Annotated in this window: 18 protein-coding genes and 1 pseudogene; 8 read left to right on the plus strand and 11 right to left on the minus strand. The window is 71.7% G+C overall.

Annotated elements, in window-relative coordinates:
* Positions 1-119 precede the first annotated feature (119 nt).
* Together ACWF94_RS07145 and ACWF94_RS07150 are read right to left on the minus strand one after the other, a co-directional pair.
* Positions 120-809 (minus strand): response regulator, encoded by a 690-nt coding sequence (locus ACWF94_RS07145; protein WP_453485517.1) that lies wholly within the window; start codon positions 807-809, stop codon positions 120-122.
* The gene (locus ACWF94_RS07150; RefSeq protein ID WP_453485518.1) at positions 806-2,002 is read right to left on the minus strand and encodes a sensor histidine kinase; all 1,197 of its coding nucleotides are present in this window, start codon (positions 2,000-2,002) and stop codon (positions 806-808) included. Before ACWF94_RS07150 ends, ACWF94_RS07145 begins: the two co-directional genes overlap by 4 nt.
* A 122-nt stretch (positions 2,003-2,124) precedes the next feature.
* On the opposite strand from ACWF94_RS07150, the gene ACWF94_RS07155 reads away from it, so the two are divergent.
* Genes ACWF94_RS07155 through ACWF94_RS07165 form a run of 3 tightly spaced genes read left to right on the plus strand, consistent with a single transcriptional unit; the run spans position 2,125 to position 5,431 of the window.
* Entirely contained in the window at positions 2,125-3,066 is a 942-nt protein-coding gene (locus ACWF94_RS07155; protein WP_453485520.1) for an ABC transporter ATP-binding protein, read from the plus strand.
* Positions 3,063-4,595 (plus strand): ABC transporter permease subunit, encoded by a 1,533-nt coding sequence (locus ACWF94_RS07160; RefSeq protein ID WP_453485522.1) that lies wholly within the window; start codon positions 3,063-3,065, stop codon positions 4,593-4,595. Before ACWF94_RS07155 ends, ACWF94_RS07160 begins: the two co-directional genes overlap by 4 nt.
* 41 nt (positions 4,596-4,636) lie before the next feature.
* Positions 4,637-5,431: an ABC transporter permease gene (locus tag ACWF94_RS07165; RefSeq protein WP_453485523.1), complete on the plus strand. Its 795-nt coding sequence runs from the start codon at positions 4,637-4,639 to the stop codon at positions 5,429-5,431.
* A gap of 43 nt (positions 5,432-5,474) precedes the next feature.
* Here ACWF94_RS07165 and ACWF94_RS07170 read toward each other — a convergent pair whose 3' ends face one another.
* A complete protein-coding gene (locus ACWF94_RS07170; protein ID WP_453485525.1) occupies positions 5,475-5,870 on the minus strand; it encodes a VOC family protein in 396 nt (131 codons plus the stop codon).
* Between the two features lie 43 nt (positions 5,871-5,913).
* Here ACWF94_RS07170 and ACWF94_RS07175 point away from each other — a divergent pair, with 43 nt between their 5' ends.
* The 4 genes and pseudogenes from ACWF94_RS07175 (at position 5,914) to ACWF94_RS07190 (ending at position 10,527) form a co-directional block, all read left to right on the plus strand.
* Positions 5,914-6,576, plus strand: a complete 663-nt coding sequence (locus tag ACWF94_RS07175; RefSeq protein WP_453485527.1) for a nucleoside/nucleotide kinase family protein — start codon at positions 5,914-5,916, stop codon at positions 6,574-6,576.
* A gap of 98 nt (positions 6,577-6,674) precedes the next feature.
* Positions 6,675-7,628, plus strand: a complete 954-nt coding sequence (locus tag ACWF94_RS07180) for a hypothetical protein (RefSeq protein WP_453485529.1) — start codon at positions 6,675-6,677, stop codon at positions 7,626-7,628.
* A gap of 233 nt (positions 7,629-7,861) precedes the next feature.
* Positions 7,862-9,097, plus strand: a pseudogene (gene thrS / locus ACWF94_RS07185) (threonine--tRNA ligase); the annotation flags it as partial.
* Between the two features lie 275 nt (positions 9,098-9,372).
* Positions 9,373-10,527, plus strand: coding sequence for an aminopeptidase P family protein (locus ACWF94_RS07190; RefSeq protein WP_453485531.1), 1,155 nt, complete (start codon positions 9,373-9,375; stop codon positions 10,525-10,527).
* Between the two features lie 150 nt (positions 10,528-10,677).
* Here the strand turns inward: ACWF94_RS07190 and ACWF94_RS07195 are convergent, their stop codons facing one another.
* The 7 genes from ACWF94_RS07195 to treZ form a co-directional block, all read right to left on the minus strand.
* A complete protein-coding gene (locus ACWF94_RS07195) occupies positions 10,678-11,853 on the minus strand; it encodes an RCC1 domain-containing protein (protein ID WP_453485532.1) in 1,176 nt (391 codons plus the stop codon).
* A gap of 315 nt (positions 11,854-12,168) precedes the next feature.
* On the minus strand, positions 12,169-12,789 hold the full coding sequence (locus ACWF94_RS07200) for a hypothetical protein (RefSeq protein WP_453485534.1): 621 nt from the start codon (positions 12,787-12,789) through the stop codon (positions 12,169-12,171).
* 44 nt (positions 12,790-12,833) lie between these two features.
* Entirely contained in the window at positions 12,834-13,358 is a 525-nt protein-coding gene (locus tag ACWF94_RS07205; RefSeq protein WP_453485535.1) for a hypothetical protein, read from the minus strand.
* Between the two features lie 161 nt (positions 13,359-13,519).
* Complete coding sequence (locus ACWF94_RS07210) at positions 13,520-13,909, minus strand: hypothetical protein (RefSeq protein ID WP_453485537.1); 390 nt, start codon at positions 13,907-13,909, stop codon at positions 13,520-13,522.
* 98 nt (positions 13,910-14,007) lie between these two features.
* Positions 14,008-18,042: a golvesin C-terminal-like domain-containing protein gene (locus tag ACWF94_RS07215; RefSeq protein WP_453485539.1), complete on the minus strand. Its 4,035-nt coding sequence runs from the start codon at positions 18,040-18,042 to the stop codon at positions 14,008-14,010.
* A gap of 510 nt (positions 18,043-18,552) precedes the next feature.
* Complete coding sequence (locus ACWF94_RS07220; RefSeq protein WP_453485541.1) at positions 18,553-19,542, minus strand: aldo/keto reductase; 990 nt, start codon at positions 19,540-19,542, stop codon at positions 18,553-18,555.
* A gap of 123 nt (positions 19,543-19,665) precedes the next feature.
* Complete coding sequence (gene treZ, locus ACWF94_RS07225) at positions 19,666-21,411, minus strand: malto-oligosyltrehalose trehalohydrolase (RefSeq protein WP_453485543.1); 1,746 nt, start codon at positions 21,409-21,411, stop codon at positions 19,666-19,668.
* A 454-nt stretch (positions 21,412-21,865) separates the two neighbouring features.
* On the opposite strand from treZ, the gene ACWF94_RS07230 reads away from it, so the two are divergent.
* The gene (locus tag ACWF94_RS07230; protein WP_453485545.1) at positions 21,866-22,426 is read left to right on the plus strand and encodes a DUF1707 and FHA domain-containing protein; all 561 of its coding nucleotides are present in this window, start codon (positions 21,866-21,868) and stop codon (positions 22,424-22,426) included.
* Positions 22,427-22,463: 37 nt separating this feature from the next.
* Here the strand turns inward: ACWF94_RS07230 and treY are convergent, their stop codons facing one another.
* Positions 22,464-24,806 (minus strand): malto-oligosyltrehalose synthase, encoded by a 2,343-nt coding sequence (gene treY, locus ACWF94_RS07235; RefSeq protein WP_453485547.1) that lies wholly within the window; start codon positions 24,804-24,806, stop codon positions 22,464-22,466.
* Positions 24,807-24,889 lie beyond the last annotated feature (83 nt).

Genomic DNA, 24,889 nt, shown 5'->3' on the forward strand with positions numbered 1-24,889 from the left:
GCGCACCCATGTCGTTCAAGGCCCCGGACGGGGAAGCTTCCGTGGCCGGGGCCGTGAAACAAGCCCCGCCGGCGATTGAGGCGCGGGGTCCGGGGCGGAGCCCCGGGGGCGCGGGAGCCTCAGCGCGGCCCGGGTGGACGGGACCCCGCGCGGATCAGGCCCGACTCGTACGCCATCACCACCGCCTGGGTCCGGTCCCGCAGGCCCAGCTTCGTCAGGACCCGGCTGACGTGCGTCTTCACCGTCTCCTCGCCGACATGCAGCCGCCTGGCGATCTCCGGATTGGAAAGTCCCTCCGCGATCAGCCGGAGCACCTCCGTCTCCCGGGGCGTCAGCGCCCCGAGGGAGACGGGGAAGGCGGCGGCCGGGGCCGGGCGCTGCCGGGCGAAGGCGGAGATGAGCCGGCGGGTGACCGTCGGGGCGAGCAGAGCCTCGCCCGCCGCGATCACCCGTACCGCGTCGAAGAGCCGCTCGGCGGTGACGTCCTTGAGCAGAAAGCCGCTCGCGCCCGCGCCCAGCGCGTCGTACACATGCTCGTCCAGATCGAAGGTGGTCAGGATGAGGATCCGTGCCCCGGGCAGCTCGGCCGTGATCCGGGCGGTCGCCTCGATGCCGTCCATCACCGGCATCCGGACATCCATGAGGACCACGTCGGGCCGCCGTTCCCGGCAGAGCCGGACCGCCTCCGCGCCGTCGACGGCCGTGCCGAGGACGGTGAAGTCCGGCTGGGTGGCCAGCAGCCCGGCGAATCCGGCACGTACGACCTCGTGGTCGTCGACGACCACCAGCCCGACCGGGGCGCTGGTCATGACGCCCCCGCCCCGGCCGCCGTGGGCAGCGACGCCTCGACCAGAAAGCCGCCGCCGCGCGCCGGTCCCGTGCACAGCGTCCCGCCCACCATGGCCGCGCGCTCCCGCATACCCACCAGACCGTGCCCGCCGTCCCCGGGGGAGCGGGCGGGGCCGGGCCCGTTGTCCCGGATCCACAGCCGCAGGGCGTCCGGCCGGTAGTGGAGCCGGATGTCCACCGCGGCCCCGGGCGCGTGCCGCCGGGCGTTGGTGAGCCCCTCCTGGACCAGACGGTACGCGGTGAGTTCGATGCCCGGGTCGAGGGGGCGCACGGCGCCGCTGACGATGAGCCGGACCGCCGACGCGGCGATGTCCCTGGCCTCGTCGACCAGTTCGTTGAGCTGCTGAAGCCCCGGCTGGGGGCGGCGGCCCTCACTGCCACCGGCGTCCTCGCGCAGAACGCCGAGCAGCCGCCGCATCTCCGTCAGGGCGGCCCGTGCGGTGTCCCCGATGGCCAGCAGCCGCTCGGCGCCCTGGTCCGGCAGTCCGGCCGTGGTCAGTCGCGCGGTCTCCGCCTGTACCGCGATCATGGAGATGTGGTGGGCGACGACATCGTGCAGCTCCCGGGCGATACGGGCCCGCTCACCGCGGGCCACATGCTCCAGCAGGGTGTCGGCCACGGCCCGCTCGGTGGCGCTGTGGGCCAGCGCGTCGGAGCGGGCCCGGCGGGCCAGACCCGTACCCGCGGCGGCGGCGGTCACCGCGGCCGACACCACCGCGAGGAGCCGGTCGCCCGTGCCCAGCCAAGCCGCCGATGGCGCGGCGATCGCGTACGCGGTGAAGGGCAGTGCCAGCAGAGCCGCCGCCGGTCGCGGCCCATGGCGCGGCAGCGGAAGGAGCGCCGTCCCCAGCGCCACCACACCCGCCGCCGTGAGCGTCCGGAACAGGACGAGCGAGAGCAGAGCCGCCGCGGTGACGAGCACCGCGGCGGACAGCGGACGGACCCGCAGCAGCGCGACCGGGACCGTGCCGCACAGACACAGCAGCAGGGTCAGCGACATGCCCGTACCGCCGCCCGTGCCGTCCCGGCGCACGATCACCTCAACAGCGGCCGACAGCCCGAGCAGCGCCCCGGCCGCCACCGCGCTCTCCGGCGCGCGGACGATCCTCCCGGGCTCCCACCGGTTTCTTGGGTGGTCCCTGGCGGTACTCATCCGCCCATTGTCCGGGACCGGCCGGCCGGTGAAGTCCCCCGCGCGAGGGATACGCGTCCCCCGGCCGGGACCGCTCCCGCGCGTGACGACCCGGGCCGGGCGCCCGCCTAGCCTCCCTCCGTATGGAACCAGCCACCGAAGCGACCATCGAAGTACGGGGACTGCGCAAGCGGTTCGGCCCTGTCACCGCGGTGGACGGACTGTCCTTCACCGTGCCGCCGGGCCGGGTCACCGGATTCATCGGACCCAACGGCGCAGGCAAGTCCACCACCCTGCGCGTCATCCTCGGCCTGGACGCCCCCGACGCGGGGACGGCCCTGATCGGCGGACGCCCCTACCGGGAGCTGCGCGCCCCCCTCACCCGGGTCGGCTCGCTGCTGGACGCGGGCGCCGTCCACCCCGCCCGGCGCGGCCGGGACCATCTGCTGTGGCTCGCGCACTCGCACCGGCTGCCCGTACGGCGGGTCGACGAGGTACTGGAGCAGGTCGGCCTCACCACCGCCGCCCGCCGCCGGGCCGGCGGCTACTCGCTCGGGATGCGCCAACGGCTCGGGATCGCCGCCGCGCTGCTCGGCGATCCGCCCGTGCTGCTCTTCGACGAACCCGTCAACGGCCTCGATCCCGAGGGCATCCGGTGGATACGCGGCTTTCTGCGGGCGCTCGCCTCGGAAGGGCGGTCCGTTCTCGTCTCCAGCCATCTGATGGGCGAGTTGGAGGACAGCGCCGACCATGTGATCGTCATCGGGCGCGGCCGGGTCATCGCCGACATGGGCGTGCGCGAACTCCTCGACGCGGCGTCCGGCGACCGGATCACCCTGCGCACCACCGCCCGCTCGCAGGCCATGACCGTCCTGGCCGGCGCGGGCGCGACCGTCGCGGCGACCGGGCGGGAGACGCTGACCGTCTCGGGGCCGTCCGCCGCCCGCGTGGTGGAACTGCTCGGCGGCGCCGGAGTGCCGTTCTCCGAGGTCTCCGCGCACCGGGCCACCCTCGAAGAGGCGTACATGGAGCTGACCGGCGACGCCGTCGAGTACGCGGCCGAGCCGGCGCGGGAGGACTCATGACGGCCGTGACCCCCTACCGCTCGACGGTCACGTCCGCTCGGGACGGCTTCCGGCAGCTCCTGCGCGCCGAGTGGACCAAGCTGCGCACCGTCGGCCGCTGGTCGCTCACCCTGCTCGCCACCGTGGCGGTGACCGTTCTCGTCTCCGTGCTCTCCGCGTCCGGCTCCTCGGCCGGCGGGGGCGGGGAGGGCGGCCCCCCGGTGGGCCCGGACGGCCTGATCGTGGAGGACTCCTTCCGGTTCGCGCACCGTACGCTCCAGGGGGACGGCAGCATCACCGCCCGGGTCTCCGGGCTGACCGGTGATCCATCGGGCCGGGACATTCCCGAGTGGGCCAAGGCCGGGGTGCTGGTCAAAGACAGCACCAGGGCGGGATCCCCGTACGCCGCCGTGATGATGACCAAGGACCATGGTGTCCGGCTCCAGAGCCGGTTCACCCGGGACACCGCGGGCAGCGCCACCCCCTCCTCGGCCCCGCGCTGGCTGCGGCTCGTTCGCGCCGGGTCCACCCTGACCGGGTACCAGTCCGCCGACGGCAGCCGGTGGCAGGCCATCGGCACCGTACGGCTCGACCGGCTGCCGAAGACCGTCGAGGCCGGGCTGTTCGTGGCGTCGCCCAACGCCCCCCGCGTGCAGCGCGACTTCGGTTCGTCGTCCGTGACGACGCGCGCCACCCGGGCCACCGCCGTGTTCGACGGCGTCGTGCTCACGGGCGCGGCGGGCGGGGCGTGGCAGGACACGGGCGTCGGCGCCGGGACGGGGGACCTGGGCCCGCCGGGCGGGCAGCGGGAGGACGCCGGCGGGGTGAAGCGGAGCGGTGACACGTTCACCGTCACCGGCTCCGGCGACATCGGCCCCGCGCCCGGGCCGGGCGACTCGGCGGCCCAGAGCTTCTCCGGCAGCCAGCTCGGTCTGATCCTCGTCGCGGCGCTCGGCGCGCTGTTCATCACCGCGGAGTACCGCCGGGGAATGATCCGTACGACCCTGACCGCGTCCTCGCGCCGGGGCCGGGTCCTCCTCGCGAAGGCCACCGTCCTCGGGGGAGTGTCCTTCGCCGTCGGGCTCGTCGCGACCGCGGTGGCCTACGCCGTGGCCACGCCGATCATGCGGGACAACGGTTTCCGGCCACCCCTGGCCCCGGATACGTCCCTGACGGACGGTCCGGTACTGCTCGCCGTGGCCGGAACCGCCGCCGTGTTCGCCCTCACCGCCGTCCTCGCCCTCGGCGTCGGAGCGCTGCTGCGGCACACCGCGGCCGCGATCACCGTCGTGGTCGTGGGCATGGTCCTGCCGCTGATCCTCATCGGGTCGCTGCCGCTGCCCCTCGCGCAGTGGCTGCAACGGCTCACGCCCGCGGCCGGGTTCGCCGTCCAGGAGACCGGCCCGCGGTACGAGCAGGTCACGGACATCTGCCTGCCCGAGGACGGCTGCTATCCGCAGGGGGCGTGGGCCGGATTCGCCACCCTGTGCGCGTACGCCGCCGTCGTCCTCGCCCTCGCTGTCCGGCGGCTGCGGAGGAACGACGTATGAGCCGAAAACGAGAAATGAGAGGAACGAGACGAACAAAAGGAATGCGTGGCGAGGCTCGCGACGGGACGGCCGCCGCCCTGCACGCCGAGTGGACCAAACTCCGCACGCTGCCCAGCACCTGGTGGCTGCTGCTCGCCGTCGTCGTCGTCACGGTGGCGGTGAGTGCCGCCGCCGCGGGTTCCCTGTCCACCGCGAACTGCCCGGAGCGGGGCGGCTGCCACGAGGACATCGTCCGGCAGAGCCTGACCGGGGTGTGGGCGGGGCAGGCCGCGGTGGTCGTCGTGGCGGTCCTGGCGATCAGCGCGGAGTACGGCACCGGCACCATCCGTACGACCCTGACCGCACTCCCGCGCCGGACACGGCTCCTCGCCGCCAAGGCCGCCGTCCTGTCCGCGGTGGTGGCCCTCGCGGGTTCGCTGGGCGTGCTCGGCTCCCTGCTGGCGGGCCGGGCCCTGCTGCCCGGCAGCGGCTTCACCCCGTACGCGCTGGGGGACGGCGAAGTGCTGCGCGCCGGGTTCGGGAGCGTCCTGTATCTCGTCCTCATCGCCCTGCTCGCCCTCGGCGCGGCCACCCTGGTACGCGAAACGGCGGCGGCCGTCACCCTCGTACTGACCCTGCTGTACGGGTTCCCGCTGCTCGGCCAGCTGGTGTCGGACCCCGACTGGCAGGAACAGGTGCGCAGCCTGGGCCCGTCGTCGGCCGGGCTCGCGATCCAGGCGACGACGGATCTCGGCCGGCTGCCGATCGCCCCCTGGCCGGGCCTCGGCGTTCTCGCGGCGTACGCGGCGGGGGCGGTGCTGCTCGGGGGAGCGCTGCTGCGGCGGCGGGACGCGTAGCCCCTTTCCGCCGATGGAGGGCCGGCGGGAGGCGGTGCGGCGGCTACCCGGGCTCGATCAGGTCCCAGAGGTTCCCGTACAGATCCGCGAAGACCGCGACCCGGCCGTACGGCTCCCGCTTCGGTTCCCGGACGAAACGGACGCCCGCCGCCGTCAGCCGGGCATGGTCGCGGGCGAAGTCGTCGGTGTGCAGGAAGAACGCGACCCGTCCACCCGTCTGCGCGCCGACGCTCGCGCGCTGGGCGTCGTCGGCGGCGCGGGCCAGCAGCAGGCCCGTGCCCGCACCGGCCCCGGGCGGGCGGACCACCACCCAGCGGGAGCCGTCGCCCACCCCGCGATCGGTGTCCTCGACCAGGTCGAAACCGAGGGGGCCGGTGTAGAAGGCGATGGCCTCGTCGTAGTCGCGGACGACGAGGGTGACCAGGGCGACAGTGGGCATACGGCTCACGTTATACGTATGACCGCCGTGCGACAATATCGCTGTGCAGACGTTCCCGCCCCACCTTCTCGACCGCGCCAGGGCCCTCGCCGTCCCCGGCCGCCGCCGGGTCCTGGGGATCGCCGGAGCGCCCGGCGCGGGCAAGTCCACCTTCGCGGCCCGGCTCGTCGACGCCCTCGGTGACCTCGCCGTCCTCGTCCCCATGGACGGCTTCCACCTCGCCCGTACGGAGCTGGAACGCCTCGGCCGCGCGGGCCGCAAGGGCGCGCCCGACACCTTCGACGCGGACGGCTACGCGGCCCTGCTCACCCGGCTGCGCGCACCCGCCCCCGAGTCCACCGCCCCCGAGACCACCGCCCCTGAGACCCCCGAGACCACCGTCTACGCGCCCGCCTTCGACCGCGCCCTGGAGGAGCCGATCGCCGGCAGCATCCCCGTATCGTCCCGGACGCCCCTCGTCGTCACCGAGGGGAACTACCTCCTCCACGACGGCGGCCCCTGGGCCCGCGTCCGCCCGCTGCTCGACGAGATCTGGTTTCTGGAACTCGATCCCGAGGTACGCGTACGACGCCTGGTCGACCGGCATGTCCGCTTCGGCAAGGAGCGGCCGTACGCCGAGCGCTGGGTACGGGACTCCGACGAGTCCAACGCCCGGCTGGTCGCCCGGGGCAGGGCCCGCGCCGATCTGGTCGTACCGATGTCCTGAAACGACTCCGGGCGGGTGTGACGACCAGGATGGGTACGCTCGAAGCCCGGGCACACGGACACACGCTCGGTCAGACAGACGAACGAGAGGCGGATGACGTGGGGTTGTTCCGGCGAGGGCCGAAGCGCGACGGGCGCGATGCACCCCGGGACCCGGAGTTCACCTTCTTCTCGGCCGACGAGGGCGCCCGCTTCCGCGCCCAGGTGCGGGAGGCGTTCGCCGAGCGCGGCCTGGAGGTGAGTGTCTACGCCGATGTGGTCTCCGACAGCGCGGGCCGCCAGTTCGGCCTCGCCAACCTCGCCGCCGTCCTCCACAACGACGACCGGGGCCCGCGCGCCTGGTCCGAACTGGTCCACCGCCACGTCGGCATGGTGCTGCGCACCATGGACGCGCCCTCCGCGCTCGACACCCTGCCCACCGAGCAGATCCGGGCCCAGCTCTACCCCCGCGTCATCGGCTCCGAGGGCTTCGACCCCGACAACTTCGGCTATGCCCGCGCCCTCGCGCCTGGGCTGCACGAGATCATCGCCCTCGACCTCCCCGAGAGCGTCATGATGCTCACCGACGATGCCCTCGAACCGCTCGGCGATCTCGCGTATCTGCGGGAACAGGCGCTCTACAACCTCCGCGGCCTGCCCATCGAGGGCCATGAGACCGTCAAGGGCGACGACGGAATGCGGTTCGAGGTCGTCCTCGGCGACTCCTTCTACACCGCGAGCCGCGTCCTCGCGCTGGAGAGCGTCGTACGGGAGGCCACCGGACAGCAGCTCACCCCGGACGGCGCGCTGGTGGCGATGCCCTTCCGGCACCAGCTCGCGTTCCATGTCATCCGGGACACCGGAGTGATCCCCGCGCTCAACGCCATGACGTCGTTCGCGGCGGCCGGTTACGCCGACACCCCCGGCGCGATCAGCCCGTACGTCTACTGGTGGCGCGACGGCACCCTGACCCAGCTCAGCGACCGTGACGAGGACGGGGAAGGGCTGCGGATCGTGGTGGGGGAGGACTTCCAGGAGCTGCTGGAGCGCCTGGTGGCCCAGGACGAGAACTGAGCCGCGCGGACGGCGGCGCCCGTGGGTCCGGTTCCGCAGGCACAGGTGCAGGCACAGGTGCAGGCACAGGCCGGTCCGGTTCTGCTAGCGTCGGGAGCATGAAGCGCGCTGCTGCGACGACGACGCCGGACACCGTCCCGGCGCGCTGACAGACGCAGCGATCCAAGCCCCGGGGCCAGTGCCCCGGGGCTTCGCCGTGGGGTCACTCGACCGGATTCCCTGAGGAGACCGCCATGAACTCCGTGGACCACGTGCTCACCGCGCACGACCACCGCAGAATCGGCCGCGAGCTGGAACTGTTCGGCACCGACCCGCTGATCGGCGCGGGGCTGCCCTACTGGCTGCCGGACGGCGCGACCGTACGGCACACCCTGGAGGAGTACATCCGCGACGCCGAACGGAAGGCCGGCTACCGGCATGTGTACTCGCCGGTGCTCGGCAAGCGGGAGCTGTACGAGCTTTCCGGCCACTGGTCGCACTACAGCGACGACATGTTTCCCCCGATGGATCTCGGTGGCGAGCAGGTCGTCCTGCGGCCGAGCCTCTGCCCCCACCACGCGGTGATCTACCGCTCCCGTGCCCACAGCTACCGCGAGCTGCCGCTGCGGATGGCCGAGCTGGGCGGCATGTACCGCGCCGAACTCTCCGGCGTACTCGGCGGACTGACCCGCGTCCGGGCCATCCAGCTCAACGACGCGCATGTCTTCTGCACCCCGGACCAGGTCGCCGATGAGGCGTCGGCCGCCCTGGAGATGATCCGCCGGGCGTACGAGGCTCTCGGTATCGCCCCCGCCCGCTACCGGCTCTCGCTGCCGGGCCCCGGCGGGAAGTATGTCGCAGCCCCCGGGCTGTGGCGGCGGTCCACCGCCCTGCTGACCGAGGTCCTGGACCGCTCCGGACTGGCATACGAGGAGGCCGAGGGCGAGGCCGCGTTCTACGGTCCCAAGATCGATGTCCAGGTCACCGACGAAGCGGGGCGGGAGTCCACCCTGTCGACCGTTCAGGTCGACTTCCACCAGCCGGAGCGGTTCGATCTGCACTACATCGGCGCGGACGGCGCCCGGCACCGGCCGGTCATGATCCACCGCAGCATCATCGGCAGCGTCGAGCGGGCGGTCGCCCATCTCATCGAGCGGCACGGCGGCGCCTTCCCCGCCTGGCTCGCCCCCACCCAACTGGTGATCCTCCCGGTCTCGGACGCGGAACTCCCGAACGCCGAAGCCGTCGCCCGCCGCTGCGCCGCCACCGGACTGCGGGCCGACCTCGTCGGACCCGGGCGCGGCAGCCTGGGTGCCCGCGTCCGGGCCGCCCGGCTGGTCCCCTACCAGGCGGTGATCGGAGCCCGGGAGGCGGCCGACGACCTGCTCGCGCTGCGGCTGCGGGACGGCCGCCGCCTCGATCCGCTGCCGGCCGGCGCGGCCCTCGCCCGGATCGGCGCGCTCGTCGACGCGCACGCCCTGGAGCTGTGGCGGGACCGACCGGGACCGACCGGGACCGACCGGGACCGACCGGGACCGATTTGGGCCGTCCGGGCGGTCCGGCGGCGACCGGCGCTGACCGGCATGGGGGAGGACGGGCCGCAACCGCGACCGATGGAGACGGGTCGACGCCGTGCGGGGCGGTTCGGCAACGACCGGCCCGACACGCCCCGGGAGGCCGGGCCCGCGGGGCCGCCGAACCGCCCCGTACCCGGGTAGCGAGGGCGGGAGGCCGGGGGCAGGATGGGCGCATGCCCTCCTCCTCCATGCCTTCCTCCCCTGTGCCCTCCAGCCCCGTGCCCTCCGCACTCGCTCCCTTCACCGCCGATGACTACCGGGCCCGGATGACCCGCGCCGCGCAGAGCGCCGCCGACGCGGGCCTCGCGGGGGTCCTCGTCGCCCCCGGCCCCGATCTCGTCCACCTCACGGGCTATCAGCCGCCCGCCGCCACCGAACGCCTCACCCTCCTCGTACTGGCCGTGGGCCGTGACCCGGTCCTCGTCGTCCCCACCCTGGAGGCCGCCGACGCGGAGAAGGCGCCCGGTGCCTCCGCCCTGACCCTGCGCGACTGGACCGACGGCACCGACCCGTACGAGGTCACCGCGCCTCTCCTGGACGCGTCCGGCCGCTTCGCGGTCAGCGACAACACCTGGGCCGTGCATCTGCTCGGCATCCAGCACGCACTGCCCTCGACGTCCTACGTCGCGCTCACCCGGGCCCTGCCGATGCTGCGCGCGGTCAAGGACGACCAGGAACTGGCGCGGCTTGCGGCGGCGGGCGCGGCGGCCGACGCCACGTACGAGGAGATCGTCCAACTCCGCTTCGCCGGGCGGAAGGAGACCGAGGTGGCCCGCGATCTCGCCTCCCTGCTCCGGCGGTTCGGCCACTCCCAGGTCGACTTCACCGTCGTCGGTTCCGGCCCCAACGGGGCCAACCCCCACCACGAGGCGGGCGACCGTACGATCGTCCCCGGCGACATGGTCGTTCTCGACTTCGGCGGCCTCAAGGACGGCTACGGCTCCGACACCACCCGCACCGTCCATGTGGGCGACCCGTCCCCCGCCGAGCAGCACATCCACGACGTCGTCCGCGAGGCCCAGCAGGCGGGAGTCGACGCGGTCCGCCCCGGGGTGCCCTGCCAGGAAGTGGACCGGGCGGCCCGCGAGATCATCGAGGAGGCGGGGTACGGCGATCTGTTCATCCACCGCACCGGCCACGGCATCGGCGTCACCACCCATGAACCCCCGTACATGATCGAGGGCGAGGAACAGCCCCTGGTGCCCGGCATGTGCTTCTCGGTGGAGCCGGGGATCTATCTGCCGGGGCGCTTCGGTGTCCGTATCGAGGACATCGTGACGGTGACCGGGGACGGGTGCCGCCGGCTGAACAACACCGGCCGGGAGCTGACGGTGGTGGAGTAGCGGCGACCACCCCGGTGGCCGGTCCCCGGACGGGTGCGGCGGTCCCGGGACGTGCGCGGCCGGGCCGGCACGCCGGTCTGGTACCCGGCGGCCGGACCGGCGCTGTCCGTGGTGTGTGCGTGTGTGCGTGTGCGTGGGTGCGTACGCGGGCTATCCGGCGAGGCTGAACTCGCCGCCCGCCGCGATCAGCGAGACGCTGGTGAGGCTGTTCACGGGCGTGGAGAGCGCGGTCCGGTTGGTGACCGTACCGTCGCCGATCTGACCGTTGTTGTTGTAGCCCACGGCGCTCACCCGGCCGTCGCGGTCGAGCGTCAGCGTGTGATACCCGCCCGCCGAGATGGCCCGGATGTTGGCCGCTCCGTCGAGGGTGATGGGGGTGGGGCGGTTGGTGGTGGTGCCGTCGCCCTGCTGGCCCTGGGCGTTGTAACCCCAGGTCTTGACGGTGCCGTCGGCGAGGCGGGCGACGCTGTGGTGGACGCCGGCGCTGATCTCGCGGGCGGTGGCGATGTTGTCGGCCTTCACCGGGGTGAGGCGCTGGGTGCTGGTGTTGTCACCGAGCTGGCCCTCGGAGCCGCGGCCCCAGGCCCAGACCGTGCCGTCCGCGAGCCGGGCCAGGCTGTGGTAGTGGCCGCCCGACACACTGCGGGCGTTGGCCAGGCCCGTCGCGGTGACCGGCGTGGTGCGGTTGGTGGCCGTGCCGTCGCCGAGCTGGCCATTGCTGTTGTAGCCCCAGGTCTTGACCGTGCCGTCGGAGAGGACGGCGATGCTGTGGAACGCGCCGGCGGCGATGGCCTCGACATTGGTGAGACCGGCGACGTTCACCGGGTTGTTGCGCTGGGCCAGGGAGTTGTCGCCGAGCTGACCCTCTGTGTTGCGGCCCCAGGAGCGTACGGTGCCGTCGGCGAGCAGCGCCAGGCTGTGCTGATAGCCGGACGCCACGGCGACCACCCCGCGCAGTCCGGTGACGGTGGACGGCTGGTCCTGCGACGCGGTGCTGCCGATGCCGAGCTGCCCCTCGGTGTTGCGGCCCCAGCTCTCCACCGTGCCGTTCGTGAGCAGCGCCAGGCTGTGGAAGTAGCCGCCCGCGAGGCTCGCGACGGAACCTCCGGCCAGCCCGGGCACCGTCACCGGCTTGTACTTGGCGCCGGTGAGGGTGCCGCCGAGCTGGTAGTTGTCATTGGCACCCCAGCCCTTGAGGCTGCCCTCCTGGGCCGTCGCGGTGGCGGCGGCCGTGGGCAGCGCCCACGTCACCAGGACGGCCAGCAGTGTCAGCAGGCCCGCGAGAACGGGGGCGCTGCGGCTTCGGCCGTGGGGATGTGCGTTCATGTCCGGTCCTTACTTACCGATCGGGTGGCACAGGCCGCCCGAGAGGCACCCTGTCACCCATAGTGATGTGACAATCACTATGGGTATCCATTTCGCCACGCCTCAGCGGTGCACCGGAACTTCTTCACTTGATCGGCCGCGCGGTTCCCGGAGTGTCGACCGTCCGCGAATCCGCCGTCCCGTGCTAGCGGACGGTCCCTGGCTCGTCCGGTGAACGGCTCCATCAGGGCCGGGGCCCCGCTCCTGCTCGGACCGGCGCTCATCCGGGGCGGGGCTCCATGGTGCGCTCGGACGGCGGCCGGGCGGGCCAAGGCGTCAGGCGGGTGTCCGTACGACGTCGATGACGACGGCTTCGGGGTCGCTGGGCACGGCGGTGCCCGACGAGTCCTGTGCCGTGTGGGACTGCGATGCCGTACGGCCGGGCGGCAGTGCTCCGGTGGTCGCCCTGACCGTGGCGGTGAATCCGTTGGACCCCGTGATCCGGATGACGGCCGTGTAACCGGCCGCTTCCGGGCCGTGGTTATGGATGCTCACCGGAACCCACAGCGCCTGACCGCCGGGCTTCGGTATGAGGCGCTGGACCGTCACATCGTTCTTCGCGGCGCCCCGCTCCGCTCCGGAGCCGCCGCCCGACGCGGGCTCCGAAGGCGCCTTCCGGCCTTTGTCCGCGCGCGGTGGCTGTGCGCCGGCCGTGGATGCCGTCCCGGACGACGTTGTCCCGGACGACGCCGTCCCAGGCGTCGCTGACGGTGTGCCGACCGGCCCCGACGGCGTGTCGGCCGACCTTGACTGTGAGGGCTCGGCTGTGACGCGCGCACGGGCCGTGGTGATGTCCTCCGGCGTACCGGAAGGCGAGCCGCCGCTGGTGCACGCGGTCGCCGCGGCTCCCGTCACGAGGATCAGCGCGGTGGCGATGAAGGTGCGGCTCCGCGCCATGAGCTGGCGCGGAGCCGGTAAGGCTGAACGAGTCACGGTGGGCCCTAACAGGCGGTGGTGCCCCGGATCGCGTCAACGAGTGCTGTTGACGAAGAGGCGGAGTTCTTCATGATGGCCGTGACCTTGCCACAGCCTCCCCGGGTTTGGTACACGGGCCCCGCGTACTGGCTGAAAGTGCCCGAGTCTGTTGTGCAGCCGTCCGCGATGTAGTTCGAGCAGAGCTTGATCTTCATCCACTTCGCCACGCCCATGTTGTTGTCGAAGATGGAGCACACGGGCTGATCGTTGCCCGCGCCGGGCTTGGTGTAGATGAAGAGCGTTCCGAACCGGCGTTCATCCGGCAGCCGTTCCGCGTAGTACAGCGTGTACCCCGCACCGCAGACACCGGCCGCCGCGACAGCGGCTTCCGGGTCGTCGGCGGCGATCGCCCGGGTAGGCGACTTCGCCTCGGGAGAGATCAGCAGAGGCGTGGTCGCGGATGACGCGACTGCCTGCGGTACGCCCATGAAGAGAAGGGACGCGACCAGTAACAGGATTGCTCCGACCGACTTTCCTGTCGAGTACTTCATTTTTCCCCCTGATGGTTTGGGAGGTCTGCGATGTGATGCGAAACCAGAGGTACCGAATCTTCGAATCTTCGAATCTCCGGATCGCCCGGTAGAAGCTAAGACGACAAGTGCCCTGAAATACAAGGTATTTCAGATTCGGTTCTCTGGTTCAGTTCTCTGGTTCAGTTCTCCGGTACCTCGGCCAGGGCCGCCAGGCCGCCGAGAACCGTGAACAGGGCCAAGAAGGCCGCAGTGCCCACTTCACCGACGTCGTTCTCGACCACATGGCCCCCCACGAAGAGCCACATCACCGCGCCGGCGATTATCACCACGTGATTTCCTCGCTCGCCCAGCGCCCGCATTCCCGCCCAGAGCAGCACCGGCATGGCCGCCACTCCGGCGATCGTCGCCACTCCCGACTCCAGGGCACCGGAGAGGAACGCGCTTGAATCGGCGTCGGACGCATGGGCGGCCCACTCCCTGGCGGAAGTCCAGAGCCAGTAGCAGATACCGGCGGCGCACGCGGCTACGACGGTGCCTTTCACCCAGCGAATGACTCTGCCTTCTGTCATCCCCTCATCTTTCCGCAGGCACCGCCAGGGGGCCTGAGCGCGGGTACTCAGACCCCCTGGCCCGGTGAGACCTCAGCCCCTTTCGCCAGTGCGCCGGATCAGCTTCCCTGGAGCGTCCGCTCCAGAGCGTCGGCGTACAGCCGCGCACCCGCGGGCTTCGGGTGGAACGACTTCATGGACGGCGCCACATTGCCGGGCAGCCACTGCCAGTCCCGGTTGTCCGCCTTCGAGTGGCCCGACAGCACGATCCCGTGCACGGTCTCCGGGTTACCGCAGATCGCCTTGCCGGCGAAGTCGTGGCGGGGATCGGAGAACGACACGTTCATGCCGTACAGAGCCCTGGCGTCGTTGACCGCGCCCTGCATCTCGGTGGCCAGTGTGTCCGCCATCCGGTTCAGCCACGGGGCTTCCTCGGTGCCGATGCCGGTGACACAGCCCCCGCTGCCCTCCAGGAGTCTCGGATACCCCATGAGAACGATCTTCGCGAAGGGCGCACGGGTCTGGATCGCGCTGAGCATACCGACCAGACGTGGCCGGATCTTCTCGTTGAGCCACTTCGGTGCCCACTGATCCATGGGCCCGGTCTGCTGACCGTTCTCCTTCCCGTCATGAGGGTCCACGTCCTTGATGGAGTTGTTGTTGCATACGGTCAGGGCCGTGATGCACTCCCGGATGATGTCGGCGAACCGGGCGTCGTTGCCGCCGATCGACAGGGGAACCAGGGTCGTGTGCTGGTCGAGATAGCCCTGCTCGATCTGGGGCAGCTCACCGTACTGGCCGTCGCGCAGGACATTGTAGTGACGGGCACCGGAGCAGGCGATGAACTGGTAGTCCATATTGATGTTGCGTTCATCCGCCAGTTCCCCGATGGATTTCGTGGAGCCCGGCAGCCTCGCCTGGCGCGACCATGCGTGCTTCGATCGATGGCATTTGTTCTCCGTGTCCGGCTGCAGGGGGTTGTAGTAGTCGGACTCGGCGTAGTAGTCGTCACCGCCGTTCGTCGATGCGCCTTCACCGGAGGAATAGGAGTCGCCCATGGCGACGATCTGATTGGCCGGCTTGCCGGCCATCGGCTCGAATCCGACCGCGTCCCAGGCGACGTCCTCAGTGCCTTTGCCGTCGTCCGTCACATTCGACAGGGACACCGACGGTGTTCCGGTGAACTGGAACGCGCCGATCGAGACCCACTTGTTCTCCTGCACCCGCTGCGGTTTCACCCGCCGTGGGCTCCTGGAGTCGGTGCCGCCCACCGTGTACGCGGCCTGACGGGTGTGGGCGCCATGGTTCGGGAGATGCACCCAGACGCGCATCCAGCCTCGGGCCGCCGTGCCCAGTGTCCAGGTACCCGTGGCCTTCAGTCGGGTCGCGTCCGTCGTCCCGGTCTTGTTGGTGTGGGTGAACCAGAAGTGGTTGCTGTGGGCCGCGCCGATCTGGTGCAGATCGATACGGGCCGAGGGTGTGCCGAACTCGAAGGCGAAGGAACCCGCGGATGACACCGCGCCACACCGCCCGTCGGCTCCGGCCGGAGCGACACCGTCGGCGACGTCGTCGACGACCTTCGTCCCCGCGGGCAGACCTGAGGTGCACGACGGGGGGTAGGAGTTCTCGTCCGGCTGCTCGGGATAGGTGTCGTTGAAGCGGTGGATCGGGTTTCCACAGGTGGCGGCGGCCCCGCACTCCTTCCACTTGGCGGGGTGATTGAACCAGCATTTCAGATACAGCGGATCGGACTCGCTCGGATCACCCGGCAACAGGCAGGGCCCACGGCCGGTCTGGTTCGACGAGTCCATGCTGATCTTCGACGGGTCGCAACTGTTGGTGGTGTCGCAGAACAGCCCGATCGGAGGCTTGGCCCGGGTGCGGTCGACATTCGTCGTCCACCATGCGCCACGGTAACCGGCCTGGAAGTCGCCGGGTTTGAACATCGCCGAGATGGGGCGTGCCGCCCAGCCGATGACCTTCTCCTGATACGGCCAGTCCTGCGGATGTGCGGCATGGCTGTAGTCGTCTCCGCCGCCAGGGCTTTCCAGGAACGGGCCGCGATTCTCCTTCCACAGCGGGTTCGCGGGATTGTTGGTCCAGCCCAGGCCCCATTTTCCGGAGTTGCTTCCCGCGGCGGCCCTCGGGTGATAGCCCGTGTTGTAGGTCCACAGGGCGGCGAACCAGTTCTCGATGTACTTCGGGTTGCCGTCATTGACGATGATTCCGTCGGCGCGCGTCTGATTCCACTTCTCGATGAGGATGTTCACACCGGCGGCGATGTTGGCCGCGTAGTCGAGGGCGACGGCCTCTTGCTGAGTGGGGGTCAGCGTCGGCTGGCCTTTACCCGGCAGCCGCATTCCGTCGGTGACCTGAGTGACTCCGTATCCGCAGTCCGCCTTCGCCCAGTTGATCGCCCAGGGATCCGACTGCTGGCCGTCTGACGAGTACTCGACACCGTAGAAGTTGCCGATCAGCGGATTGGCGGTGACGCCCGGAACCGCATACCGGGTCGCCTGCCACATATTCGACTCCTGCGCCGTGACACCCAGCATCACCTGGGCCGGGACACGCCAGTCCGGACCACTGCCGCCGCTCACCGTTCCGAGCGGGAAGAGCGTCTGCGGGGCGTACGCGGCCATGCCCGTTCTCTTCCAGTTCGCGGGCCTGCTCGCATGCAGATTCAACTTGCCGACGATGGCCTGGTTCACCGCCCACTCGATCTGACGCGGAGTCGGCTGGAACGCCTGCTTCCGCACATCGTTCCGGGGAACCGAACAGGTGCGGTCGGCATCCACCGTCGACGCCCGTGCCCTGCCCCGGGACGGGGCCGCCCCCGCCAGGGCCGGACTGGTCGCCGACGCGGTGCGCTGGGCGCCTTCGCCGCCGATACGGGCGCCGCCGGGCAACGCGTCCAGAACGGCTGTCCTGCCGGTGTCCAGGGCTTTCAGCGCGATCCTGGCGGCACGCGGGGAAGCAGCGTCCCGCTGTGTATTCCGGGAGTCCTTGCCGTCCGCCCACGCGGTGGTCACCGCGGCGGCGCCCAGGCTGGATATTCGGGCATCCTTCGCGATGCCGCCCGGATTGCGCACCGAGCCGGGCAGCGTCGCGCCGCCACCGGCTCGTCCGGTCACATACACCACTCCCCTGGGAGTGCGCGCGAGGTCGAACCCGGACAAGACGCCTACCGCGAGTCTGGCGGCCCGGGCCCGGCCGTTGGCCGCGCCCAGCGCCTTCGGGGCCACCCGGGAGACAGCGGCGCGGTCATCGGCCGATGATTGTTTCGCACCGCCGGGCAGCCGGTCGATGAACGTGACACCACCATCGGCGTCCGGCTTGAGCTGGAATGGTGTGGCATGGGTGCGGGCCACGTTTTTCACCGTGGACCCGTTGATCCGCACGATCGCCGGGCCATGCGCGGCGACGATCCGGCCGTCGACCGGAACCGCCGAGGTGATCTGCCCGGCCACGGTGGCGTCGTGAGTCGTCCCCGTACGGGTGTCGACCGTGACCAGCCGGGTCTGGTTCCTCCTGGCTGTCCTCTCGTCGGTGAACTGGGAGAACACCACATCCTCGGCTGCGCCGCAGCCAGGCGAGAAATAGCCGAGCGTGGCCTGGAACGGCAGCTTCCGTACTTCGCCGTTCCTCAGGTCCACCACCGCGGTGAACGCGCCTCGGGCCATCAGCTCGGGCTTGTTCGTGAAGGTACGCGGGGCGTACGCCACCGCCGCGTAGCGGCCGGAACCGGTCACACAGGCGTTGCCGATCCAGGTGTCCGTCTCAAAGCCCGGTTCGAGGAGCGAGGCCGCGGTCCGCCAGCGGTAGCCATCCCGCTCGCCGGCCACCATGAGATGAAAGCCCGCGCCATCACCCGATGTGGTGAACGCCTGGTCCGCAGAGGACCGATAGCCCTTTCCCAGGACCCCCGCCCGGTCCTTCGCGGGAATGGCCGGCGGTCGTCCGTCCGGTTCTCCTCCCTTCCCCGCTTCCGGCTTCCCGCCGGTCGGCTCTATCCCCGAGGACGGTGATCCGCTCACCGCGCCTGGGGGTGCCGCGTTCGCGTACGCCTGGGTCGTACCGATCCCGCAGGCCACCGCGAAAGCGACGGCCACGGCAACCGGAACACGTAAGCCACTCACCTTGGTACGTCTCAACGATCCCTCCTTCTTCCGTGCCAGGAAGCCCCCGCACAAGAAATCCACCGCCCGGCCGTGCTCGGCCGGAAGGCGTCATGGGGCTATTCGTGCGCAGAATTGCCATCGGTGTATGGGGAACTCCCCTTGCGCGGCGAACGGTCAATGTATGAAGGGGATTTCCCGGGTACGCCAGGTGGAAGCCCCGTCGCCGTCGCCTTCGCGTCAGGGGCGAAGGCTGTACCTATTCCTGGATTACCTGGAAAGCGCCTGAGCGATAGGCATGTGTATGAGTACACACCTGAGGGCGAGGCGCGGGCAAGGGGCTTCGTCGGCTCTGCCTTGCCTGACTAAAAAGGGGCCGCACCCGCCGGGCAGGGGGTCTCTGCGCAATGGCACTGCTGACCAGTGCGAATATTGCGGGCGCAGGGTGCATTCCGGCGGGGTGCGGCTCTCGCGCGATGGCCCGATATCGCTCGTAATAAGATCTTGCGCAGCGGCACGACGGAAGTTCCCGCCCGCCGATACTCCTCAGGACAACCGCGACTGCATCTCATACGGATAGGGCACCGGCCGCGCACTCGCCGCCGTCAGCCGCTCCGACTGTCCGGGTGTCAGCTCCCACCCCAGGCAACCCAGATTGTCCGTCAACTGCTCCACCGTGCGCGGCCCGATGATCGGAGCCGTCACCCCTGGCCGGTCACTCAGCCAGCGCAGGGCCACCTGCGATGGCGCCCGGCCCGTCTCGCCCGCCACCTCCAGCACCGCGTCGAGCACCCGCCAGGTCTCCTCGGTGTCGCGGGTCCGCCAGCCCTCCTTGCCCGACCGCTGCTGGAAGTGGGCCTCGCGGGAGCCGGCCGGGGCCGATTCCATGCCCCGGTGGTACTTGCCGGTGAGCCAGCCACCCGAGAGCGGGCCCCACGGGATCACCCCGATGCCCTGCTCCTCGCACAGCGGCAGCAGCTCCCACTCCGCCTCCCGCCGCAGCAGGTTGTAGAGCGGCTGAAGACAGATGTACGGCTCCCAGCCGCGGAAGCGCGCCAGATCGAGGGAGCGCTGGAACTGGGACGCCGTCACATTGCTCGCGCCCACATAGCGGACCTTGCCCGCCTTCACCAGGGTGTCGAGCGTCGCGAGCGTCTCCTCGACGGGCGTCGCGCGGTCCCAGATATGGGTCTGGTACAGATCGATGTAGTCGGTCCGCAGCCGTCGCAGACTGGCCTCCACCGCGGCGACGAGGTGCTTGCGGCTCAGACCGGCCTCGTTGGGGGCGTCCCCCATCCGCCCCCACACCTTTGTCGCGATGACCAGGTCGTCCCTGCGACGCCCCTTGAGCCAGCGCCCGAGGATCTCCTCCGAACCACCGCGGTCGTACATGTCCGCCGTGTCGATGAAGGTGCCGCCCGCCTCGGTGAAGCCGTCGAGGACGGCGTGGCCCGTCTGGTCGTCTCCGAAACTCATGGTGCCCAGGCACAGTTCGCTGACGCGCAGTCCCGTCCTGCCGAGAGTGAGTTGCTTCATGACACCCGACACTATCGGCCCGATATGCGGTCGGCACCGGGTGGCGGACCAGGGACTTCCCCGGTCCTGCCCGGCCCCACCGGGCGGTTTCCGGGGACCGGCAGGCCCCCTGTGGGACAGCCCTTACCTCTCCGCCAGCACCACACAGGACTCCGCGCCCAGCCGCAGCACCCCGTCCGCGCCCGGGGGCCGGACCGGCTCCCAGGCCGCGAGTACCCGGCCGCCGGAGCCGAGCGGAATCTCCGCCGGCTTCTCGGAGAGGTTGACCGCGATCCGCAGATCGCCCCGCCGTACGGCCAGCCAGCGCGCCTCCTCGTCGTACGCCACCTTCACCGCGGCGAGATCGGGGTCGGTCAGATCGGGCTGGGTACGGCGCAGGGCGATCAGCTCCCGGTGCCAGGCCAGCAGCCGGGCGTGCGGCTCGCGGTCCCGTTCGGCCCGGTCCAGGCAGGAGCGGGCGCGGGTCGCGGGGTCCTGGGGGTCGGGGATGTCCTCGGCGGCCCAGCCGTGCGCCGCGAACTCCCGCCGCCGGCCCTCCCGTACGGCCGTCGCCAGCGCCGGATCGGAGTGGTCGGTGAAGAACTGCCAGGGCGTACGCGCCCCCCATTCCTCACCCATGAACAGCATCGGGGTGAACGGGCCCGTCAGCACCAGGGCCGCCGCGCAGGCCAGCAGCCCGGGGGAGAGGGAGGCCGAGAGCCGGTCGCCGAGCGCGCGGTTGCCGATCTGGTCATGGGTCTGCGCAAAGCCGATGAAGCGGTGGGCGGGGGTCGATGTCACATCGACCGCCCGGCCGTGCGTACGGCCCCGGAAGCTCGAATACGTACCGTCGTGGAAGAAGCCGCGCGTCAGGGTCTTGGCGACGGCCGCCAGTGGAGCGCGCGCGAAGTCCCCGTAGTACCCGGCGGACTCGCCGGTGAGGGCGGTGTGCAGCCCATGGTGGAAGTCGTCGTTCCACTGGGCGTGGAGACCGGTGCCGCCCGACTCGCGCGGTGTCGTCGTCCCCGGGTCGCACCGGTCCGACTCCCCGATCAGGAAGAGCGGCCGGCCCAGCTCGGCGGCGAGCGCGTCGACGGCCGCGGACAGCTCCTCCAGGAACGTCAGCGCCCGGGTGTCGGCGAGCGCGTGCACCGCGTCGAGCCGCAGCCCGTCGAGCCGGTACTCCCGCAGCCAGGCCAGGGCGCTGGCCAGCAGATAGGCGCGTACGTCGTCCGAACCGGGGGCGTCCAGATTGACCGCGGCGCCCCAGGGGGTGTGGTGGGTGTCGGTGAAGTACGGCCCGAAAGCGGGCAGATGGTTCCCGGACGGGCCCAGGTGATTGTGGACCACGTCCAGCACCACCCCGAGCCCATGGTCATGAGCCGTGTCGACAAAGCGCTTCAGCGCCTCCGGCCCGCCGTACGGCTCGTGGACCGCCCACGGTGACACGCCCTCGTAGCCCCAGCCGTGCACCCCGGGGAACGGGCACAACGGCAGCAGTTCGACATGGGAGACACCCAGCGCGGCCAGTTCGCCGAGGTGTCCGGCCGCCGCGTCGAGCGTGCCCTCAGGGGTGAACGTACCGATGTGCAGCTCGTACAGCACCGCGCCCCGCAGGCCCGGTCCCCGCCAGTCGCGGCGCCAGACATGGGTGTCCGGCAGAACCACCGCGCTCGGCCCGTCCGGGCCGTCGGGCTGGCGGCGCGAGCGCGGGTCCGGCAGCACCCGCCCGCCGTCCAGCGCGAAGCCGTATCGCGTGCCGTCGACCGCCGCCGCGTCGGCGGACCACCAGCCGGGCCGCTCCGGGATCCGCACCATCGGGCGCTCGGCGCCCTCCAGCCACAGGGTGACGCGCTCCTGGGCGTGCGGCGCCCACACCTCGAACAGCACTGGCGATCCCCTCGTCGTCGACACCGACACGTACATGGCACGGGCACGGACATGAATATGGGCACGGGCACGGGCACGGGCACGGACGCCGGTCGGCGGCGACCGGTACCGGCTCCCATCCTGGCAAGGCCGTGCCCGGGAAGGGGACTCCTTGCGCCCATTGAGGTCACGGCGTGGGACCGCTCCGGGACCGCTCCGGGACCGCTCCGGGACCGCTCCGGGACCGCTCCGGGACCGCTCCGGGACCGCTCCAGGACCGTTCCCGGACCGCTCCGGGGCTGTTGCCGGACCGCTCCCGGGCTGTTCCGTGGCCGCCCTCGGTCCGCTCGCCGGCCGTCCCGGGACCTCGCCCGCTCCGGAGCCGGAGCTTCCGTGCAGGTCAACAGCCTCCGGGGAACGACGAGAACAGCCCGTTTTCTGGACACCCCCCACCTTTCGGCCCGACAATCGTCGGGTGACATCGTCCTCCGAGTACTCCACCTCTCCCGTCCCGGCGCGGCTGTCCGACGCCGAACGGGACCGTGTCGTCGGTGTGCTCAGAGAAGGCGCCGCTCAGGGCAAGCTGTCCCACGACACCTTTCTGCGCCGGATGGAACTGGCCCTCGTCGCCCGTCGCCCCGAAGACCTCAAGGCCCTCACCGCCGACCTCGGCACCCCGGAGAACAGCGGCCTCGCCAAGCGGCTGGTCGGCGCCGTGGGCGGGGTGTCCGCCTTCTTCGTCCGGCTCAGCAGGGCCTGGCACGCGGAGAAGCTCCCACCGCTGCTGCTGCCGGAACCCGGGCCCTGTCCGCTGCGGATCGGCCGCGACCCGGGCAATGGGCTGCGGCTGAGCCACGACAGCGTCTCCCGGCTGCATGCCGAGCTGTATCTCCACAACGGCGTCTGGATCCTGCGCGACCTCGGCTCCACCAACGGCACCACGGTCAACGGGCGCCGGGTCACCGGCTCCGTCCCCGTCCAGGACGGCGACATGGTCGGCTTCGGCCGCATGAACTTCCGCCTGACCTCCCGCTGACCCCCGTCCCTCGTTCGTGGACCTCGTCCGGGGACTCTCAGACAGGGCTGATCCGCCGCCCCAGCAGCGCCACCGGGCGGTCCGCGAGAAGCTCGTCCAGGGCCACCGGGCGGCCCCCGGCCCACTCCCGGTCCGCCGTCAGGAGGTCCGCCCACACCCCCTCGGGCAGCGGCAGCTCGGTCCCCCGCCAGCCGCCGGCGCGCTCAAGCCCCAGGGGCAGCCGGGTGACGGCCGCGATGACCTCGCCCGTACGGCAGAAGGACACACAGTGGGCGGCGGCGGGGCCATGCGCGGGCACCGGGACATAGGTGCCCGATGGGCCGAAGACCTCGGGGCGGTCGCGGCGCAGGCGCAGGGCGGCGCGGGTGAGGGCGGTCTTCTCGTTCGGGGGGCCCTCGTGGAACGGCTGGCGGTTGTCCGGGTCGACCAGGGCCAGATACTCGCGCTCCGTGCCCTGGTAGAGATCCGGGACGCCCGGCATCGTGAGGTGGAGCAGGGCCGCGCCCAGGGTGTTGGCGCGCACATAGGGGTCCAGCTCGCGGGCGAACCGGGACACCGAGTAGAGCGGCGGCCCGGCGGGCCCGGCGTTCACGAAGTCGGTGACGGCCCGCTCGTACGCCTGGTCGGGCTCGGTCCAGTTGGTGTGCACGGCCGCTTCCCGTACCCCCTTGAGGAGGGCGGTGCGCAACCGCTCCTCGTACGGGAAGCCGAAGCCGACCGCCGTCTGCCACGCCACCCAGGCCAGCTGAGGATCGGGGGCGTGCCCGCCCTCCAGCCGGCCCGCCTCCTCGGTGATCCGCGCCAGAAAGTCGGCCCACCGCTCGGGGCACTCGGACAGAACGGCGATCCTGGCCCGGACGTCGGCACTCCGTTTGGTGTCATGGGTGGTCAGCACGGTGCCGGTGGTGGGCCAGTCGCGCGCGAGCCGCCGGCCGTACGCGTGGAACTCCTCGGGGCCGACCGCCGGGCGCCCGGGATCGCCGCCGATCTCGTTCGCCGAGAGCAGCGGCGTATAGCGGTAGAAGGCGGTGTCCTCGACGGCCTTGGCGCGCAGCGCGGACGCCGTCTGCGCGAAGCGGGCGCGGAAGGCGTCGCGGCTGGGGCTCTCGCCCAGCCGCCCCAGCGCCAGATCCCGTACGGCGTCCACCGCCGTGCTCTCCGCCGCGACCGGGAACATCCCCTTCGCGCCCGCCGCCGCCTGGAGGGTGAGTACCTCCTCACCGCCGACGCGGTACGGCCGGTAGACCGGCATCCGCACCAGCAGCTCACGGATCGCCGTCCGCAGCGCCCAGGGGGCGTGGTCGCGCAGGGCGGCGTCGCCCGTGCACACCCGCTCGGCGAGCCGGGTGAGCGCGGCGGTCTCGGAAGCCAGTTCATGGGTGACGACCCGGTAGGCGGCCCGGCGCACCGTCGCCTCCCACTGCCCGCCCCGGTCCCCGGCGACCCCCGCGAACTCGCGGTACCGGTGGACGAGTTCGGCGGCCCCCGCCGGGTCCGTGAACAGGCCGTCGATATGCCGCAGCGCGTCGTACCCCGTGGTCCCGTCCACCGGCCAGCCGGGCGGCAGATGCTCGTCCCCGGTGAGGACCTTCTCGACGACGGTCCAGCAGTCGCCGCCGGTGGCCTCCTGGAGCCGCCGCAGATACGCCTCGGGGTCGGCGAGACCGTCCGGGTGGTCGATCCGCAGCCCCTCGATCACCCCGTCCCGGACGAGTTCGACGACCTTGGCGTGGGTCGCGGTGAACACCTCCGGGTCCTCCACCCGCACCCCGATGAGGTCCGAGACGGTGAAGAAGCGCCGGTACGTCAGTTCGGTGCGGGCGAGCCGCCACCAGCCGAGCCGGTACCACTGGGCGTCGAGCAGCTCCGGCAGCGGCAGGCCGGCCGTCGACTCACGCACCGGGAAGCGCTGCTCCCCGTAGCGCAGTACGCCGCCCTCGACCCGCAGCGCCCCCATCTCGTCCCCGATCCGGCCCCCGAGCACCGGCAGCAGCACCCGCCCGCCGCCCGCCTCCCAGTCGATGTCGAACCAGGCGGCGTACGGCGACGCCGGGCCGTCGCGCAGCACCTCCCACAGGGCGCGGTTGTGGCGCGGGACGGCGGCCATATGGTTCGGCACGATGTCCAGGACCAGCCCCAGACCGTGGTCCCGCGCGGCGCCGGCGAGCGCCCGCAGCCCCTCCTCACCGCCCAGCTCCGCCCGTACCCGGGTGGGGTCGACGACGTCGTAGCCATGAGCCGACCCCGGTACGGCCTCCAGCACCGGCGACAGATGCAGATGCGAGACACCGAGCCCGGCGAGATACGGCACGGCCGCCGCCGCGGCGGCGAAGGGGAACGCGGGCTGGAGCTGGAGCCGATAGGTGGCGGTTGGCTTCATGCAGGCGTACGTACCCTGCCGGAGCGGTTCTGTGTCATGGCGGCCCCTGCCGGTGTCCGCCGAACGGGCCAGGGGCTCCGCCC

Source organism: Streptomyces sp. NPDC055078 (genome assembly GCF_053607985.1).